An 18,475-nucleotide genomic window follows, 5' to 3' on the forward strand; every position below is an offset into this window, starting at 1 on the left:
TCCACGCACGCGCCCGGGCGTCGCCGCTCGGCGAGCGGATCAGTAGTGGCCGAAGAGGTCCTGGATGCGCGACTCGAGCGCGACCGCGATCTTGTAGAGCGACGAGATGGACGCCGACGACTCGGCGCGCTCGATCTGCGACAGCAGCGACACGCTGAGCCCCGTGCGGCGCGCCATCTGCTTCAGCGTGAGGTCCTTGTCCTTGCGGAGGTTCCTGATCGTGTCGCCGATGACGCGGTGGAGCTGCTCCTCGGGCGTGCGCGCGAGGCCCTTCTTGCGCATGACGCGGGCGAGCACCTCGCGGAACTCGTCCACGTTGAACGGCTTCTTGATGTAGTCGACCGCGTCGAGCTTCATGGACGCGACGGCGCTCTCGAGGTTGGGGAAGCCGGTGAAGATGACGACGGCGATGTCGTTGTCGACCTTGCGGATCCGCTTGAGCACCTCGATGCCGTCGAGCTTCGGCATCATCAGGTCGAGGATGATGAGGTGGTAGCCGCCGGTGCGCACCTCTTCCTCCACGGTCGTGGGGTCGCCCAGCGTCTTGACCTGGTACCCGTCGCGCTCGAGCAGCGTCTGCATGTAGTCACAGATCGCGCGGTCGTCGTCGACGATCAGAATGCGTACAGCGGGAAGCTCAATTGCCACCTGTTCCTCCTCTCACGTCACGACCGCCGGAGCCGGCCGGTCGCCCTGGTCCGTTCTGGAAGGGGCCGCCTGTGCGGTCCCCCGCTCGAGTTGCGCGAGCAGGTGGCGAGGCCCTCACCGGCGCACCAGACGCCTCGCTCTCTGCTTCCTTTCGGCAACATCGGGATTCCAGTGACACTTTAACACGGCCTGAGCAAGTTAGGACGGGACTTTTTTCTTGCGCTCCCACGATTCTTGGCTTCGTGAAACGTCCGGGGCGCCGGGCGCTCCTCGAAGTGAGCGAATTCCTGCCGCTTTCTGTCATCTGGCTGCCATGCGGTGCGCAGGTGCTTCCGGGGATGCGGTGCGGGCCAGCGGTGCAGCGGTGGACCCCTGGTCATTTCATCTTGACAAGCGGCTCACTCTTGGCGATGTTGCGCGCCCGCTGTTGAGCGGGCGTTGCACTTGCGGCAGCGAACGGGGCGTAGCGCAGCCTGGTAGCGCACTCGGTTCGGGACCGAGGAGTCGGAGGTTCAAATCCTCTCGCCCCGACTCAGTTCATCTGGGATTCCACGAAGGGCGGCTTGATAGCCGCCCTTCGTCGTTTGGGTGCGCCCTCTGCGGCCCCGCCCGCTCTGCTCCCTCTTCCCCCCGCGTTTCTCGTGAACGGTTCACGTGAACGTGGTCGTGAACGGTTCACGTAGTCGTGAACGTGGTCGTGGACGTGAACGTGGTCGTGGTCGTGGACGTACACGGCCAGACGTAAACGTGGACGTCAGCGCCGCATCCACGAGCGATCCTGCCTGACCTCGCCAGCCCGGAAGACGGCTGCCAGCGGCTTTCCTGACGACCGTGGGCGTTTACGTTTACGTCTGGCCGTGTACGACCACGACCACGACCACGTTTACGACCACGACCACGACCACGTTGGGGTGGTCGTGGTCGGCTGCGGTACTACCCCGTACGTCCCGCCAGGTTGGCGATCACGGCCGCGAGCTCGGACGCCTCGATCGGCTTGGGCACGTGCGACTGGAACCCCGCCAGCAGCGCGCGGGTCCGGTCCTGGGCGCTCGCGTAGGCGGTCAGCGCCGCCGCGGGGATGCGCCCTCCCTGCTCTGGGCTCTGCGCGCGCAGGCGCCGGATCAGGCTGTAGCCGTCCTCCCCGGGCATCCCGAGATCGCTCAGGATCACGTCGGGCTTCTCTCGCTGGATCGCGGACAGCGCCTCGTCGACCGTCGCCACCGCCGTGATGCTCGCCCCCTTGCGCTCCAGCACCGTCGTCACGAGCTCCCGCGCGTCCGGCTCGTCGTCGACCATCAGCACCCGGACGCCCTGGAGCGTCGGCTCCGGCTCGTTGGACAGGGGGAGCAGCCCATCGGCCCTCCGGAGCGCCGCGATGGCGCCCCGGGGCGCGAGCGGGATGTCCACTGTGAACGTCGCGCCCTTGCCGTCCCCGGCGCTCTCCGCCTTCACGGTGCCGCCGTGGAGCTCGACGAGGTGGCGGGCGATCGCCAGGCCGAGCCCGAGCCCGCTGTGCGGCCGCGTGCTCGTGCTGTCGGCCTGGCGGAAGCGATCGAACACGTACGGCAGGAACTCCGGCACGATGCCCTGGCCGGTGTCGCTCACCTGGATGCGGGCCAGGCCCTCGGCCCTGCCGAGCTGGATCGAGACCTTGCCGCCGCGCGGGGTGAACTTGATCGCGTTCGACAGGAGGTTCCACACCACCTGCTGCAGCCGCGTCTGGTCGCCCGAGATCGGCCCCGCGTTCGGGTCGAGCTGCACGAGCAGCTCGATCCCCTTCGCGTCCGCGCCGTGGCGGACCGCGTCGATGGCGGCGTTGATGATCGGCGGCAGGTCGACGAGCATCACGTCGAGCCGCAGCTTGCCGGTGATGATGCGGGAGGCGTCGAGGAGGTCCTCGACGAGCTGCGCCTGGAGCGTGCCGTTGCGCTCGATCGCCTCCAGCGCGCGGACGTGCGTGTCCGGCTTCAGCGAGCCCTGCCGCAGCATGCGCGCCCAGCCGAGGATCGCGGTGAGCGGGGTCCTGAGCTCGTGCGAGAGCGTCGCCAGGAACTCGTCCTTGGCGCGGTTGACCTGCTGCGACTCGCGGTAGAGCTGGGCGTTGTCGAGCGCGAGCGCGGCGAAGTTGCAGAGCTCCTCGGCGAGCGCGAGATCCTCGACGGTGTAGCGCCGGCTCGACTCGGTCGAGAGCAGCGTGATCGCCCCGCGCGTCCGGTCCCGGGCGCGCAGCGGCACGATCATCGCCGAGCGGACGCCGAGCTCCCGGAGCAGCGCGAGGTACGCCGGGTCGTGCGCGCCGGACCAGCACTCGTTGCCGGGCTTCAGCGACGCGGCGCGCTGCCACGCCATGCCCTCGACCTCGGGGAGCAGGAGCGACTCGCCGCACCGGAGCACCGCCTGCACCGCGCGCGGCACGTCGGGATCCCTCGGGTAGCGGGCCTGGAGATCCCGCCCCAGCGCCTTCTTCGTGTCGCTCGCGTGCACGGCCGCGAGCCGGCTCAGCGCGCCGTCCGGCTCGACGATGTCCACCACCGTGGCGTCGGCGATGTGCGGCACCGCGAGGCGGGCGATGTTGGCCAGCGTGGTCTCGTAGTCGAGGCCCGACAGCGCGAGCTGCCGGCTCGCCTCGCCGATGAAGTAGCGCCGCTTGTCGGCGAGCCGCTTCTCGGTCACGTCGCGGAAGACCAGCACGAGCCCGACGAGCTCGCCCTCCTCGCTCCGGATCGGCGCGCCGTTCGAGTCGATCGCGAGCTCCGAGCCGTCCTTGCGCAGGAGCAGCGTGGTGTCGTCGAGCCCGATGATGCCGCCGTGGCGCAGCACCTCCGTGACGGGGTTGTCGAGGTCGTCGCGCGTCTGCTCGGAGATGACCCGGAAGACATCGGACAGGCGGCGGTCCTTCGCCTCGTCGAGCGTCCAGCCGGTCAGCGTCTCGGCCACGGCGTTCATGAAGTCGATCCGCCCGGAGCCGTCGGTCGAGATGACCGCGTCGCCGATGCTCTTCAGCGTGGTCGAGAACTTGGTCTTGCTGACCCGGAGGTCCGCCTCGAGCTGCTTGAACTGGGTGATGTCGGCGAAGATGGACACCGCGCCGAGCATCTCGCCTTCAGGCGAGAAGAGCGGCGCGCAGCTGCCGAGCAGCATCCCGTGGGTGCCGTCGAAGCGCTGGAAGTGGATCTCCTCCGCGGGGACGGTCTCCTTGCGCGACAGGCACCGCGCCATCGACCAGTCGCCGCCCTCGAACGGCCGCCCGTCGGGGTGGAACGCGCGGTAGCGCCCCCAGCCCTCGACGTTCTCGGCGGTGGAGCTGCCGGCCCAGATCCGCTCGGAGGCGCGGTTCTGGAGGATCAGCTTGCCCTGGCTGTCGGAGACGATGATGCCGTGCGGGCTCTCGCTGAGGAGCGCGTCGAGGAGCCCGCGCTCGTGCTGCGTGATCACGCGCAGCCGCTCGACCTCGCGGCGCAGCGCCTCGATCTCCGTGTCGACCGGCGGCACCGACGCCGCGAGCGGCGTGAGCTCGAACGAGGCGCTCGCGGTCGGATCGAAGCTCACGATCGCGCGGTCGATCTCCATGACCGTGGGGCCGATGAGCCGCCGCTGCTCGGTGGTCGTGGCCGCGTCGTACAGCAATGCCCGCGCCTGCGCGAGCGCCGCGACGATCGGCATGTCCGGGCGTTCGGGCATAGAGCTCAAGGGATCCCACGGCCGCAGGACGCGAACAAGATGCTACGTGCGCGACCTGACACGGAAATCGCGTCGGCGAACGTGAACTCCTCGCTGGACGGACTCATCCGGTGAGCCGGAGCACGACCGCATCCCTGGAGGGCGGACGAGGTGCACCCCGGCGGGATCGGTCGTGCTGGTCGCTTCGTTCGCGCTGGCCGCGGTGGCGGCGTCGGTAGCGGTGGCCGCGTCGGTCGCGTCGGTCGCGTCGGTCGCGTCGGTCGCGTCGGTCGCGTCCGTTGCGTCCGTTGCGTTGGTTGCGTCCGTTGCGGCCGCGCGACGATCAGCTGCGGGCCGCCTGGATCTGCTTCACGAGCTCGGGCACGGTCGCGAAGAGATCGGCGACCAGGCCGTAGTCGGCGACCTGGAAGATGGGCGCGTCGGCGTCCTTGTTGATGGCGACGATGACCTTCGAGCCCTTCATCCCTGCGAGGTGCTGGATGGCGCCGGAGATGCCGACGGCGACGTAGAGCGAGGGGGCGACGACCTTGCCCGTCTGGCCGACCTGGAGGTCGCTGGCGGCGTAGCCGGCGTCGCACGCGGCGCGGCTGGCGCCGACGGCGGCGCTGAGGACGTCGGCGAGCGGGTCGAGGACCTCGTTGAAGCGCTCCTTCAGGGCGCGGCCGCCGGAGACGACGACCTTGGCCTCGGTGAGCTCGGGGCGCTCGCTCTTCACCTGGTCGAAGGAGACGAACTCGACGCGCTCGGCCGCCGCGCTCGGCGGGACGACCGCGACCTGCTCGATCGGCGACGTCGACCCGGTGGGCTCGGCGGCGGCGAACGCGCTCTGGCGGACGCTCACGACCTGGACGGGGGTCGAGACGGTGCAGACGCCGTACGCGTTGCCGGCGTACATGGGGCGCTTGTACTTGAGCTTGCCCCCCTCGGGCAGGAGCTCGGAGATGTCGCTCGCGAACCCAGCCGAGAGCCGCGCCGCGACGCGCGGGAGCAGGTCCTTGCCGTAGGCGCTCGCGGTGCCCACGACGACGGCGGCGCCCTTGGCGGCCGCCGCGACGGTCGGCACGTAGCGCTCGGCGACGTAGTCCTTCAGCGAGCTCGCCTGGGCGACGAGCACCTTGGCCGCGCCGAGCGTCGCGGCCTCGGCGGCCGCGTCGCCGAGGGCGTCGCCGATCACGAGGATCGAGTACGTCCCGCCGAGCGCCGCCGCCGCCTGCCTCGCGAACGTGACAGCGGAGTGGGTCGTCTTCTTCAGCTTTCCATCGGCGGCCTCAGCCACCACGAGAACGTCAGCCATGATCCCTCCTGCACGACCCGCCGCTGCGGGTCGGGGTCCGCGTCGGCGGCACCCTCGATGTCTTCGGCCTCTTGTCGCGTCCGGTCTTGTCCCTGCTGCGTCCCGTCAGATGACCTTCGCCTCGTTCTTGAGGCGCGAGACGAGCTCGCTGACGTCCTTCACCTTGATGCCCGCCTTGCGCGCGGGGGGCGGCTGGAACGCTGTGTACTGGACCTTGAGCGCCTGGTCCGCGGCGAGGTCGGCGAGCTTCACCTCGGCGAGGGGCTTCTTCTTGGCGGCCATGATCGCGGGGAGCGCCGCGAAGCGGACGCCGTCGTTGTACTTGAACGCGGGCGCCGTCTTCTGGGAGTAGACGCTGGTCGGCGCGACGATGCGGAGGTCGACCGTGACGACGGCCGGCAGGCGCACGCGGAGGGTGGAGACGCCGCCGTCGACCTCGCGGCCGACGAGGAGCGCGCCCTTCTCTTCCTTGATGGTCGCGGCGAACGTGGCGAGCGGCCAGTCGAGCAGCTCGGCGAGGATCTGGCCGACCTGGTTGGAGTCGCCGTCGACGGCCTGCTTGCCCATGACCACGACGTCGGGCTTCTCGCGCTCGACGAGCGTCTTGAGGGCGCGGGCCACGAGGTCGCCGTCGAGCTTGTCGTCGGTGGCGTCGACCCGGATGGCCTTGTCGGCGCCGGTGGCGAGCGCGGCGCGGAGGGTCTGCTCGGTCTCCTTCGGTCCGAAGGTGACGACGACGACCTCGCCCGCCCGCGTCTTCGGCGCCTTGCCGTCCTCGGTCAGGCGCAGCGCCGCTTCGAGCGCGTACTCATCGAACGGGTTCGGCTTCCACTCGAGCCCGGTCGTCTCGATTTTGTCCCCGGAAGCGGGGATCTTCACCTTGTTCGCGTTATCCGGATCGGCGACGCGCTTGAGCGGAACGAGGATCTTCACGGCTCGGTGGCTCCTGTTGCTGTGTGGTAACGCAGAGCGTAGTCCGCCTCGGCAAGGACGCGCCACGCCTACGACAGCCGGGCCGGCGGCCCCATGCGTGGACCCGGCGCGCGCGGCTGAAACAGCACGCCCGAGGCGGAGGGAGCCGGTCATGGCAGCGCCGACGTGGTGCGTCAAGCAGGCGCGACGGCCTATTCGAAGGGCGGGAGCCATTGTGAGGGGCCTCGCGGGGCGGGAGAGGCGAGGTGATCCGTTGTGAGCGAGTGGCGTAGGGGTGGCGTAACGGAGGCGATCCATCGAGAGGGGCGGAGAGCGTCGTGAACGTGGTCGTGGTCGTGAACGTGGTCGTGGTCGTGGTCGTGGTCGTCAACGACAGATCGTTGACGTGAACGTTCTGCCGAAACCTTGGTCAACGAAGGGGAGTGCGACTTCCGGGTGACGTTCACGTTCACGATCGAGCCGTTGACGACCACGACCACGACCACGACCACGACCACGACCACGACCACGACCACGACCACGAGAACGTTGGTGACCGATGGTGGGGGAGGGGGCGTTTACGGATGCGATCCGTTGAGAGGGGGCGGTGGAGGGGTGCGCAACGGGTCTGATCCGTTGAGAGGGGGGCGGAGGGGGCTCTTGACGGATGGAGTCCGTCAAGAAGGCCCGGCGGAGGGGGGTGGTTAACGGATCGAGTCTGCCAGGAGACCCGGCGGAGGGGGGTGGTTAACGGATCGAGTCTGCCAGGAGACCCGGCGGAGGGGGGTGGTTAACGGATCGAGTCTGCCAGGAGACCCGGCGGAGGGGGGTGGTTAACGGATCGAGTCTGCCAGGAGACCCGGCGGAGGGGGGTGGTTAACGGATCGAGTCTGCCAGGAGGCCCCGGCGGAGGGGCGGCCCCGTCAATCCACGCCAGTCGCAGGGGCTCCCTCGTCGATCGCTGGCTCGCCGGCGTCCGGCGGCGCGCCGCCTTCCACGTCACTCTCCTCCTTGTCCTTGCCGCCCGAGCGCCGGCGCTCGGCCTTGGCCGCCTCCCGCTGGAGCGGCGCGAGCAGCCGGCGCGCCGTCTCCTCGTCGGCCCCCTCGAGCTCCAGCATCTGGAGGACGCTGCGCACCACCTTGATCCAGCGATTGCGCGCCCGGAGCTGCCCGCCGCGCGGGTCGGCCGCGCCCGGCCGGTCCTCCGCCGAAAGGTGGATCCGCTGCGCGTCGAGCTTGCCGAGCTCGTCGCCCGCGGCGAACCACGACTGCACCGCCTTGAGCAGGTTGCCCCCCGGCGTCGGCAGCGCCCGGAGCGCCGCCTTGGACTCCGGCGTCAGCCGGTCGCGCGCGAGCTTCACCTCGCCCGCCTCATCGCTGTAGCTCGCCCCGATGAACTTGAGCCCATCCGCGAAGAGCTGATCTCGAATCTCGAGGTAGATCGCCGCGTCCTCCGGATCGTCGGCCAGATCGGCGAAGCCGGTGAGCACCGCGTGGGCGCCGCGCGCCTTGCGATCGTGGATCTGATCGACCACGACCTGCCTTTGCTGGATCGCGGAGCGCTCGTCGCCCGCCTTCTTCTGCCGCCGGTGCGACTTCAACACGCCTTCGTGCGCCTCCTCGATATCGTCGATGAGCGGGGCGCACCGCTTCAGCGACACGAGGCGCGGCCTTTCGCGCTCCGGGTCGAGCCATGCGCCGGTGATCTGGACCATTTGACGAGGAGAGAGGTCTTTGAGGGCCATGGTGCCTCCTTGGTTGTCCTCCGGCGACGCGCCGGGGAATGCACCATTCGTCAAGCTCTCAGTCCGGATGGGCAGTGTAAAGTCTCTTTTGCACGGCGCGAGATTTCGAGTCGGCCCGCGGCGCGCCCGGGAGGGGCGCCGCTGCTCGATTCCGGCTTGATTGCCGCTCGATTACAGCCGATTCACGGCTCGAGAGGGACGCAGGGTGTTATCGCCTGTAATTGCCTTTTGCTCCGGAAGCTCGGGTGGTCCGGCGCGGAGGTCCCTTCAGGTCCCCTCGCTCGGCGGCGGCTCCTCGACGTGGCTCGCCTGCAGGTCACCCCGGAGCCGCCTGCGCAGGTGCGCGTCCATGCGCATGGCGTGCTTCTCGTGGACGCCGAGCTCGGCCGCGACCTTGGCCCAGGAGAGGTCTTGCCAGTACCGGAGCTCGATGAGGCGCGCCTCCGGCTCGTCGAGGCCGCGGAGCGCGATCCCGAGCGCCTCGAAGGCGCGTGTGCGCGTGAGCGCGTCCTCGGGGCGCGCCTTGAGCCGCTCGCCGGTGTGGGCGACGAAGCGCGCGAAGACGAGCGCGCGGCACGGCTCCAGGAGCTGGCTCCGCGCGTCGGCGTCGTCGTCGCTGAACGGGTCGCTCGTGTCCCGCACCGACTCGGCCGCATCGAGGAAGGCGTCGAGCCCGGCGCGCTGGAACGACGCCTCGCGGGTGATCAGCCGGAGGACGGCGCCGGCGACCCGCTTCCAGGCATAGACGCTGAACGGGACGCCGCGGGTCGGGTCGTATCCAGGGCTGGCCTCCAGCAGCGCCTGATAGGCCGCCTGCTCGCAGTCCTCGAGGCGCTGGGACGTCCGCACTCCATGGACCTGCGCTGTCGTGCGCGCGACGTGGCGGGCCATGGGCAGCGCCTCCAGCACGCGCTCCTGGTCAGGGAGAGGTGGAGACGGGCGCTGGCCGGGGGTCACCGCCGCCCACCGAAGGTGCCGTCGCGGCGCGCCGCCGCCTCGCCGGCCGCGGGCCCGCCGGCGCGCTGGGACGACGCGTCGCGCGGGACCTCGCCGCTCTCGGAGGGGACCGGAGGCCTGGCCCGCAAGCGGTCGTAGAGCGGCGCGGCGACGGGGTGCGTCTTGATGAAGATCGTGAGGAGCCTGCGGTAGTCCTCGATCTCCTCGGGGGAGAGCGCGCCGAGGTACGGGCCGAGCGCGTCGGCGAGGCAGGCCTCCAGGAGGGGATCGGCGTTGCCGGGCGGCTCCAGGTCGTCGGGCTCGTCGGATGCGTCGTGCGTCATGGTGACCTCGCGCAGGAAGGGGCCCGCGTGCGTGCGGCGCCCGTTCCTTCTCCTAAATCACTGCCGGGTGGTCCGTTCAGACAAGGAAAGCGACAGGCCGGGATCTTTTTGTCGCGTCCCCGGAGGAGCGGCGTGGGCGGGGCGCTGGAGCGGGCGGCGGGCCCGGACCATGAACCGGAGCGCCGGGGTGAGCCGGGGCCCCGTGGGCAGGTAACACGCCGGATCGACGCCGTTTTTCAGGAATCGACATCGCCCGTGCATTTTCTTTGTCTGAACCGGCCCCCTGCTCGTGATTTCCATCTCAGGAGACCTCGCCGGTGGTGGCACGCCGCACGTCGGAAAGATCAGGGCCCTCGGGCGCCGTGGGGGATGCGCTGGAAGGGACCCCCTACCGGGCGGTCCGGGTGCTCGGGCGTGGGGGCATGGGCGAGGTCGTCGAGGCGGAGCACCGCGCGCTCCGGAAGCGGGTCGTCGTGAAGCTCGTCCGCCGCGCGCTGGCGCACGATCCGCGGTTCGCGGACCGGCTGCAGGTGGAGGCGCGGGCGCTGGCGGCTGTGTCGTCGCCGCACGTGGTGGCGGTCCTCGATCTGGGACAGACGCCGTCGGGGCGCCCGTACTTCGTGATGGAGCGGCTCCGAGGGACGACGCTCGGGGAGGAGCTCGAGCGGCGCGGTCCGCTGCCGGTGGCCGAGGCGATCGATCTGGTGCGGCAGGTGCTGGCGGGGCTCGCGGCGGCGCACCGGGTGGGGCTTGTCCACCGCGACGTGAAGCTCGACAACGTGTTCCTGTGCGCGCCGGGGGCGGCGCCGGGCGGCGCCCGGGTCGCGAAGGTGCTCGACTTCGGCGTCGCAAAGGTGCTCGACGGCGCCGTCGCCGAGGCGGCGCCTGGGGCGGAGCCGTCGCCGTCCGTGCCCGCGCCGGCGTACCCGACCGAGGCCGGGCTGCTGGTGGGGACGCCGCGGACGGCCTCGCCGGAGCAGGCGCAGTGCCAGCCGGTGGACGCCAGGGCAGATGTGTATGCGGTCGGGCTGCTGATGTATACGCTGGTCGTGGGGCACGGTCCGTTCGCCCATGTCGAGGACGCGCTGGCGCTGCTGCGCGCGCACGTCGTGGAGCCGCCGGCCCCGCCGTCGCGGTACGCGGCGCAGCGGATCCCGGCGGCGCTGGACCGGGCGGTGCTGAAGGCGCTGGCGAAGCGGCCGGAGGAGCGGTTCGAGAGCGCCGAGGCGTTCGCGGCGGCGCTGGGGCGGATCGGGGCGGAGCTCGCGGAGGAGGACGGGAGCGGGGGAGCGGCGCGGATGCCGGAGGCGGAGGCAGGGTGGGGGCCACAGAGCAGGGCGTGGTTCGAGGCGAGGCCGGAGGGGAGCAGCGGGGCGGGAGCCGGCGGGGGCGTGGCGGCGGGAGCGGGGGAGGCGCCGGTGGACGCGCGGCTGTTCGCTGGGCTGACGCTGGCGAGCACGGTTGTGTTCTCGGTGCTGGCGGCGCTGGTGCTGCGCGGGATGGGGGTGTGGTGATGGCGCGGGAGGCGCTGAAGGCCGGGGACGTGTTCCTGGACTACCGGATCACGGAGGTGATCGACGCGGGTGGGATGGGGGAAGTGTACCGGGCGGTGGAGGACTACTCGGAAGACGTGGTGGCGATCAAGTGCATGCTGCCGCGGCACCTGAAGAGAGAGGACTTCGCGAGGCGGTTCCGGCAGGAGTGCAAGTTCTATCCGAAGCTGAAGCACCCGAACATCGTGAGGATGAGGAAGGCGGGTGTGTCGCCGGATCACGTGGCGTACATCGTGATGGATTACCTCGAGGGGAGGACGCTGAGGAAGCTGCTCAACAAGGCGTACCGGCTGGACTTCCTGAGCGCGATGCACGTGATGCTGCAGGTGGCGGACGCGATGACGTTCGTGCACTCGAAGGGGATATGGCACCGTGACCTGAAGCCCGAGAACATCATGGTGGGGACGAAGGCGGACGCGAAAGGGCACGTGTGGCTGCTCGACTTCGGGATAGCGAAGTTCGCGGACGGCGGGATGAACACCGATGATCTGCCGGACGTGGGGACGGTGAGGTACATCTCGCCGGAGCAGGTGAAGATGCTTTACACGTCGTCGAGGAAGGCCGAGCGCGTGGAGCGTGCGAGGCCGGATGGGCGCACGGACATCTACGCGTTCGGTGCGATCTTCTACGAGGTGCTGACGGGGAAGCACCTGTTCCTGGACGACAGCGAGCCAGCGACGGCGGAGGAGACGCTGACGGGGCACCTTGTGGCGGCGCCGGAGCCGGTGCACGAGATCGTGCCGGATTGCCCTGAGTTCCTGTGGCCGGTGGTGGCGCGGTGCATCGCGATCGACCGCGAGGAGCGGTATCCGAGGTTCGACGACGTGGCGCGGGACCTGCGGGGGCTCTTGAGGGACACGGTGCCGGCGGGCCACGTGCTGGCGCAGCGGCTGGCGCGGGAGCGGATGGAGGCGGAGCGTCAGGCGGCGTTCGCGGGGGTGGCGCTGGAGGACAGCACGCCGGTGGAGGAGGAGAGGGGCGCAGCGGGCCGGGCGGGCGAGGAGGAGACGGAGGAGGCGCGGCAGGAGGGCGAGATGGAGCGAGGGAGCGCGGAGGGCGAGAAGCGGGCGCGGCGGGTGGTGCACGGCGAGACGGCGCCGCTGGAGCAGTTCGTGGCGCCGGCGAGCGTGCTGCCGTTCGCGCCGTCGTCGCGCGTGCCGCGGGGGCGGGGGGTGGGGCATACGGAGCCGCTGCCCGCGCTGAAGCTGCTGGAGTCGACCGCGAAGCTCGGCGGGACGTGGGCGGAGCGGATGGCGCAGCGGACGGGGCCGCCGGCGATGCCGCAGGCGGGGGCGCAGGGGGTTGGGGGGCCGCTGCCGCCGGCGGAGGTGAGGGCGCAGGCGTATGCGGGGCCGCCGCCGATGCCGGCGGAGGTGAGGGCGCAGGCGTATGCGGGGCCGCCGCCGCAGGCGCAGGCGTACGGAGGGCCGGCATCGCACGCGGGGGCGCAGGGGCATGGTGGGCCGCCGCCGTTGCCGCAGTCGTACGGAGGGCCGGCATCGCACGCGGGGGCGCATGGGCATGGTGGGCCGCCGCCGCTGCCGCAGTCGTACGGAGGGCCGCAGGCGCAGGCGTACGGAGGGCCGGCATCGCACGCGGGGGCGCATGGGCATGGTGGGCCGCCGCCGCTGCCGCAGTCGTACGGAGGGCCGCAGGCGCAGTCGTACGGAGGGCCGCCGCCGCAGTCGCACGGAGGGCCGCCGCCGCAGTCGCACGGAGGGCCGCTGCCGCAGTCGTACGGAGGGCCGCCGCCGCTGCCGCAGTCGTACGGAGGGCCGGCGTCGCATGCGGGGGCGCAGGGGCATGGTGGGTCGGCGCCGTTGCCGGTGATCGAGACGCAGCACGCCACGTCGTGGCGAGATGCGCAGCGAGCGGCACCGCAGCCGCCGCAGGAGGTGGAGCTGCCGTACGTGACTCCGCAGTTCTCGGCGATGGAGTCGCCGCGAGCGGGAGCGCCGCTGCCGATCGTGGCGCGGCCAGTGGCGCCGAGCTCGGTGACGGCACCGAGCGTCGTGCCGGCCGAGTCGTTGCGGAAAGAGACGCCGATGACGGCGGCTCCGGCGGCGCTGCTCACGCAGCGGCGGCGCGCGCCGCGGGCCTACGTGCTGGCGCCGCTGGTGGCGTTGGCGCTCACGTTGGGAGGCGTGGGCGTGGTCCTGGCGCTCCGCTCCGCACGCGGTACGGCGCCGGCTCCGGTGACAGGAGAGCCGGCGCCCTCGGCGGCGCCGGCCTCGGCGGCGTCGGTCGAGAGCGCGACGGCGAGTGCAGCGACGGCAAGCGCGGCGACGGCAGCGGTCGCGCCAGCGCCGCCGCCGCCCGAGGCGAGCCCCGCCGCGCCTGCGCCGGAGGCGACGGCGAGCGCGGCGGCGGCGAGCACGGCCGAGGCGGCGGTGGAGGCCGGAGCAGCGGAGAAGGCAGGGGCGGCTGCGGCCGCAGAGGCGCCTGCCCCCAAGGAGCAACCGGCGGCGGTGAAGGAGCAGGCGGCGGTGAAGGAGCAGGCGGCGGCGAAGGCAGCGCCTGTGAAAGCAGCGCCGGCCGCGGCAGACGACGACGAGGACTTCTACCCGATGCCGAAGCGGCAGAAGCCGTCATTCTTGCGGGTGATCGAGGAGCGGAAGAAGGCGGCGCCGGCCAAGGCGGCAGCGCCAGCGCAAGCAGGGGGCACGACGCCAGCCAAGCCGTGCCCTGCGGTGGGGTGCAGGCCGTTCTAGTCGCTGAGGAGAGAGGTCTTCGAGATGGGCAGCAACAAGGACAGCGACGACATCCGGCAGTACCTGCCGGATCTGGAGAGCATCCGGCGCGAGGCGGATCCTGAGGTGGCGGAGCGGAAGCTGCAGCAGGCGCTGAACAACCCGGAGCTGGACCGGGCGCTGTCGGAGATGCAGCAGCAGAAGCCGACGGGGCAGCCGCTGTTCCAGTTCCCGGTGGTGCCGGCGCTGCCCAAGGAGCGAACGGGACCTCCGCCGCTTCCGGTGCAAGCGGCGCCGCCGCCGTATCCGGCACAAGCGACGCCGCCACCGTATCCGGCGCAAACGGGGCGGACTCCGCTGCCGGTGCACGCGGTACCGCCGCCGTTTCCGGCGAAGGCGCCGCTGCAGGCAGCGCCGCACGGGGCAGTCGCGCAGCAGCACGGGGCAGTCGCGCAGCAGCACGGGGCGGTCGCGCAGCAGCACGGGGCGGTCGCGCAGCAGCACGGGGCGGTCGCGCAGCAGCACGGGGCGGTGGCGCTGCCCGGAGCAGCGGTGCCGCATCAGGGCGCGATGGCAGCGCAGCGTGCGCCGGTGCAGCAGGGGGCGCAGGTGACGCAGCGTGTGCCGTTATACGGGGGCGCGGCGGCCCCGCAGCACGCGCCGGTGCAGCAGGGCGCGCCGGTGCAGCAGGGAGCGATGGCGCAGAGCCAGTGGGCGGACCGGGCGCTCCCGCCGATCGACAAGGCGCTGCTGCCGTCGTCGTTGCTGCCGGTGACGCCGCCGCCGGTGGTGACGCCGAAGCCGCCGGCTGGAGCGCAGGCGGAGGGGCGGCGCCGACCCTGGATGCCGACGTGGCTCATGGTGGTGCTCGCCGTGCTCGCGGTGAGCATGCCGTTCGTGCTGGCGATGCTCCTGCGGCGAGAGACGCCGCCGAAAGAGCAGGATCCGGCGCTGCCGCCGAGCGGGGCGCCAGCGCAGAGCACGCAGGCGCCGCCCGAGGCCTCGGAGCTGTTGCCGCCGGTGGCGCCGGCACCGCCGGAGGCGGTCGAGCCAAGCCTCGATGACACCGCGTCCGCGAGCCAACCACCAGCGCCGCCACCGCCACCAGGGCCGGTGTCGCCCGTGCCCGCGCGGCCGACGCGCGCGGCGCCGCACGTTCCGCAGACGCCCGTCGCGCCTGCGCCTACCGACAAGCCGCTCGCCGATGACGTGATGGAGTGAAACCGCGTGGAGCCATGATGATGAACCGCCGATCCCTTGCTGTGTTGTTCAGTGCCGCGACGCTGATCGCCGTCCCTGAGATCGCTGCCGCGCAGACCGCCACGCCGCAGGCTGCGCCCGCCAACGCCGACGCGGTGACACGTGCCGATGAGTCCTATCGACGAGGGCTGCGTCTGTACTCGGACAAGAAGTACGTGGAGGCGGAGGCCGAGCTGCAGTCTGCGTGGGAGCTGAACCCGACGTTCGACGTGGCGTACAACCTCGGGAACACGAAGTACCAGCTGAAGAAGTACCGAGAAGCAGCGGAGCATCTGTCGTTCGCGCTGAGAAACTGGCCGCTGGTCAAGACGGTGGCGAAGCTGAAGCCGACGGCAGAGCAGCGGCTAGCGGAGTCGCGAGCGCAGGTGGGGGCGCTGAAGGTGACGGTCAGCGCGGCGGGGGCGGAAGTGCTTGTGGATGGCAAGGCCGTGGGCCGAGCGCCGCTGGAAGGGGAGGTGTTCGTCGAGCCGGGTGAGCACCGGGTAGAGGCGAGGCTCGAGGGGTATGCGCCGGTGAGCCAGACGGTGAAGAGCGCGAAGGGCGAGACGGCGGACGTGGGGCTGGCGATGGTGCCAGTGAAGAGCGAGGCGCAGGCGGCGGGCGCGAAGACGGAGGGCGGGATGAGCGCGGCGGGCGTGAGGGCCGGTGCGCCGGTGATGGGGCAGCCGCCGGCGGGGCCGGTGGAGCCGCCGCCGAAGAAGAACTGGGTGCCGGTGATCGCGCTGGGCGCGGCGAGCGTGGTTGGGCTCGGTGTGGGAATCGGGACGACAGTTGCGTCGAATGCCGCGAGCGACGATGCCCACACGCAGAGCGCTGCGATCATTCAGGCTGGTGCGCAGTGCGTGAGACCGGAAGCATCGTGGGTCGTGCCATGCGAACAGGTGCGGAGCGATGCATCACGCGCGGACACGCTGGGGAACGTTGCCCGGGTCGCGTTCATCGGGTCGGGCGTGCTCGCGATCGGCGCGGCGACGTATGCACTTTGGCCGAAGCCGAAGCGCACGGAGCCGATCGTTGCTCTGCCTGTGGTCCACTCGGGTGGTGCAGGCTTGGCCGTGATGGGGGCTTGGTGATGGACTTCCGAAAGGCAAACCACGTGCGGAACATGCGCAAAGCACTCAGTGGGTTGACGTTCGTCTTGGCGGTGGGGGGGTGCGATAGCTTCTGGAGTGACCTGGCGGACGACTGCGAGCTCCTGGTTACCTGCAGTTATTTCTATCCGTCAGGCACAGGGGGCGGTGTGCCGAACCCGGCGTGCGAGACAGATCCGACGCAGGACGCGAGCACGGTGACGGACGAGTGCGCGGTGTTCGCGAGTGCGACTGCGGAAGCGGGGGGAGACGGGACGAAGGCGAAGCCGTACGCCTCGCTCGGAGAGGCGGTGGCGAACGCGAACGGCAAGCGGGTGCTTGCGTGCGCGAGCAAGCCGTTTGCTGAGAGCGTGACGATCGAGGCTGGGGTCGAGGTGATCGGGGGCTTCGACTGCGAGGTGGGGTGGACGTGGCGTGAGGAGGCGCGGAGCGCGATCGAGGGACTGCCGAACCAGAGCGCGCTCACGCTGGGCGAAGGTGCGAGCGGAGCGAAGGTGCATAGCTTCTCGGTCCGTGCGGCGAGCGCGACGGAGCTGGGCCGGTCTTCGATCGGCGTGGCGGTGGCGGACATCGAGGCGGAACTGGCGCAGGTGGATGTGACGGCCGGCGATGGGATGGCCGGCGCGAACGGCGAAACGCCGGAGGAGGCGCCGCAAGGGGGAGCCGGCGCGCCGGCGGACGTGTCCAATGCGTGCCCATTCGTCGTCTATGGTGGTGATCCCGGTGTGACGACGTGTGACGACGGCGAGACGCGCGGTGGCGCCGGCGGACTCGGCGGGACCACGGGTACCGACGAGGGCAATGGGCAGAAGGGCGCGGATGGTGTGCCGTTGCCGGAGCCGAACCCGGACAAGTACGGGATCGGTGGCGCTGGGCAAGCCGACGCCAACTGTCGGCGCGGAGAAGATGGTTTGCCCGGCATTGGCGGCGAGGTCGGCGAGGCTAGGAGCGACACGCAGCCGACGCTGGCCGGCATCGTGGGCGGCGATGGCGGCAGCGGGACACCTGGGAAGCGAGGTCAAGGGGGAGGTGGCGGCGGAGGCGCGAAAGCAGGGCTGTTCTGCGGGCCCGTCTCGAACCCGGTGGATGGCCCCGGGGCCAGCGGAGGCGGAGGCGGAGCCGGTGGCTGTGGCGGGAAGGGAGGCAGCGGAGGAAAGGCCGGAGGATCGAGCATCGGGATCGTGAGCCTGGGGACCAAGCTGGTGCTGACGGACGTGACCGTTGCGGTGGGCAAAGCGGGCAAGGGGGGGAATGGCGCGGCGGGTCAACTCGGCGGGTCGGGTGGAGCAGGTGCTGCCGGCGGTACGGCCCCTGCGGCGCCTGCAATCCCCGGATGCAAAGGCGGGGATGGTGGCCGAGGCGGAGCTGGAGGTCCTGGCGCCGGCGGCCGAGGGGGCCACGCCGTGGGCGTTGCCTACGCTGCAGTGCCGAGCGCCACGCCGGAGCTGAAGGAGTTCACGGCGGGCACAGCCGGAGACGGAGGCAGTGCTGGGCCTGGTGGATCGGAGCAGAGTGCCGGTGCTCAGGGCGCGAGCGGTATCTGCTGGAACTTTGCGACGAACGAGAGCTGCGCGCAGTGAGAAAAAGGTGTTGCTGTGTGGCAATTTTATGGAGCTCAACGGAATGCAATTGAAGGAGTAGGTGGCCTGGGTGGGCCGTCGTTCGCAATCGCATACCAGGCCGAGGCGGAGAAGCGGGAAGGGCCGATGACGCTATAGCCCGGCACGCCGGGCGCTGGGGAGAGCCGGCGGAAGCAACAACGTGTCGGAGAACGCGGGCGCGGAAGGCACTGCGGCGACGGAGCAAGCGTCTCCGTAAGCGACCGATGAGGTAGCGGGCGGCGTCGTCGAGGGCGTCGCTCGCCGGCCCGAAGTGCGGCGGAAGAAGGTGTTGGCGATCGCATGGAACGCGATCGACGGGGAGAGGTGTGTCCTGCGGGTGACCCGCGCGGTGGCAAGCGGATGCTCCGCCGGTACTGCACGCGACGACGGCAACGCGAGGCGGGCGGGAACACTTGTGGACTGGGGACGAGCGGAGCGTGCCGGAACTTCGGTGGAAATGAGAGCTGTGGGCGGTGCGAGAAGAAGGTGGTGTCGCGGGACAATACCGCAGTTCTCAAGGGAATGCGCTCGATTACGATCGCCTGGGCAGCAAGAAATACGTGCTGCCGAATGGCAATTGTGTAGGGCTCAAGGGAATGCGATGCGTCGCAGACGAGGGTCGCAGTCTGTGAGCAGCTGAGCTGAAGGAGAGAACAAGAAATGATTGGACGTGCCCCGCGCTGGGGTGGTAGGGACCGTTTTGTCGCGGAGACGCGGCAC

The 18,475-nt window shown here is 70.9% G+C and carries 12 protein-coding genes and 1 tRNA gene; 6 read left to right on the forward strand and 7 right to left on the reverse strand.

Annotation, left to right across the window (positions count from 1 at the left end; all coding sequences use genetic code 11):
• Window positions 1-39 precede the first annotated feature (39 nt).
• Window positions 40-648, reverse strand: coding sequence for a response regulator (locus tag WMF29_RS03395; RefSeq protein ID WP_012233257.1), 609 nt, complete (start codon window positions 646-648; stop codon window positions 40-42).
• A 457-nt stretch (window positions 649-1,105) separates the two neighbouring features.
• Here WMF29_RS03395 and WMF29_RS03400 point away from each other — a divergent pair.
• A tRNA-Pro gene (locus tag WMF29_RS03400) sits at window positions 1,106-1,179 on the forward strand.
• 402 nt (window positions 1,180-1,581) lie between these two features.
• Here WMF29_RS03400 and WMF29_RS03405 read toward each other — a convergent pair.
• From WMF29_RS03405 to WMF29_RS03430, 6 genes are all read right to left on the reverse strand, one after another.
• On the reverse strand, window positions 1,582-4,329 hold the full coding sequence (locus tag WMF29_RS03405; protein ID WP_437327457.1) for an ATP-binding protein: 2,748 nt from the start codon (window positions 4,327-4,329) through the stop codon (window positions 1,582-1,584).
• Between the two features lie 322 nt (window positions 4,330-4,651).
• Window positions 4,652-5,623 carry an electron transfer flavoprotein subunit alpha/FixB family protein gene (locus WMF29_RS03410; RefSeq protein ID WP_437327458.1) on the reverse strand — a complete coding sequence of 324 codons (972 nt, stop codon included), beginning with the start codon at window positions 5,621-5,623 and terminating at the stop codon, window positions 4,652-4,654.
• A 105-nt stretch (window positions 5,624-5,728) separates the two neighbouring features.
• Window positions 5,729-6,556: an electron transfer flavoprotein subunit beta/FixA family protein gene (locus WMF29_RS03415; RefSeq protein WP_437327459.1), complete on the reverse strand. Its 828-nt coding sequence runs from the start codon at window positions 6,554-6,556 to the stop codon at window positions 5,729-5,731.
• A gap of 902 nt (window positions 6,557-7,458) precedes the next feature.
• Entirely contained in the window at window positions 7,459-8,280 is an 822-nt protein-coding gene (locus tag WMF29_RS03420) for a hypothetical protein (protein ID WP_437327460.1), read from the reverse strand.
• Window positions 8,281-8,547: 267 nt separating this feature from the next.
• On the reverse strand, window positions 8,548-9,171 hold the full coding sequence (locus tag WMF29_RS03425; protein WP_437327461.1) for a sigma-70 family RNA polymerase sigma factor: 624 nt from the start codon (window positions 9,169-9,171) through the stop codon (window positions 8,548-8,550).
• 62 nt (window positions 9,172-9,233) lie between these two features.
• Complete coding sequence (locus WMF29_RS03430; RefSeq protein ID WP_437327462.1) at window positions 9,234-9,560, reverse strand: hypothetical protein; 327 nt, start codon at window positions 9,558-9,560, stop codon at window positions 9,234-9,236.
• A 362-nt stretch (window positions 9,561-9,922) separates the two neighbouring features.
• Here WMF29_RS03430 and WMF29_RS03435 point away from each other — a divergent pair, with 362 nt between their 5' ends.
• Genes WMF29_RS03435 through WMF29_RS03455 form a run of 5 tightly spaced genes read left to right on the forward strand, consistent with a single transcriptional unit; the run spans window position 9,923 to window position 17,734 of the window.
• Window positions 9,923-11,074, forward strand: a complete 1,152-nt coding sequence (locus WMF29_RS03435; RefSeq protein ID WP_437327463.1) for a serine/threonine-protein kinase — start codon at window positions 9,923-9,925, stop codon at window positions 11,072-11,074.
• Window positions 11,074-13,824, forward strand: coding sequence for a protein kinase domain-containing protein (locus WMF29_RS03440; RefSeq protein ID WP_437327464.1), 2,751 nt, complete (start codon window positions 11,074-11,076; stop codon window positions 13,822-13,824). The genes WMF29_RS03435 and WMF29_RS03440 overlap by 1 nt, the downstream gene beginning before the upstream one ends.
• A 24-nt stretch (window positions 13,825-13,848) precedes the next feature.
• Window positions 13,849-15,024, forward strand: a complete 1,176-nt coding sequence (locus WMF29_RS03445; protein ID WP_437327465.1) for a hypothetical protein — start codon at window positions 13,849-13,851, stop codon at window positions 15,022-15,024.
• Between the two features lie 14 nt (window positions 15,025-15,038).
• Window positions 15,039-16,136 carry a PEGA domain-containing protein gene (locus tag WMF29_RS03450; protein WP_437327466.1) on the forward strand — a complete coding sequence of 366 codons (1,098 nt, stop codon included), beginning with the start codon at window positions 15,039-15,041 and terminating at the stop codon, window positions 16,134-16,136.
• Between the two features lie 53 nt (window positions 16,137-16,189).
• Entirely contained in the window at window positions 16,190-17,734 is a 1,545-nt protein-coding gene (locus tag WMF29_RS03455; RefSeq protein WP_437327467.1) for a hypothetical protein, read from the forward strand.
• Window positions 17,735-18,475: the final 741 nt, after the last annotated feature.

Origin of the sequence: Sorangium sp. So ce381 (assembly GCF_051473845.1) — a bacterium.
Classification (GTDB): domain Bacteria; phylum Myxococcota_A; class Polyangia; order Polyangiales; family Polyangiaceae; genus Sorangium; species Sorangium atrum.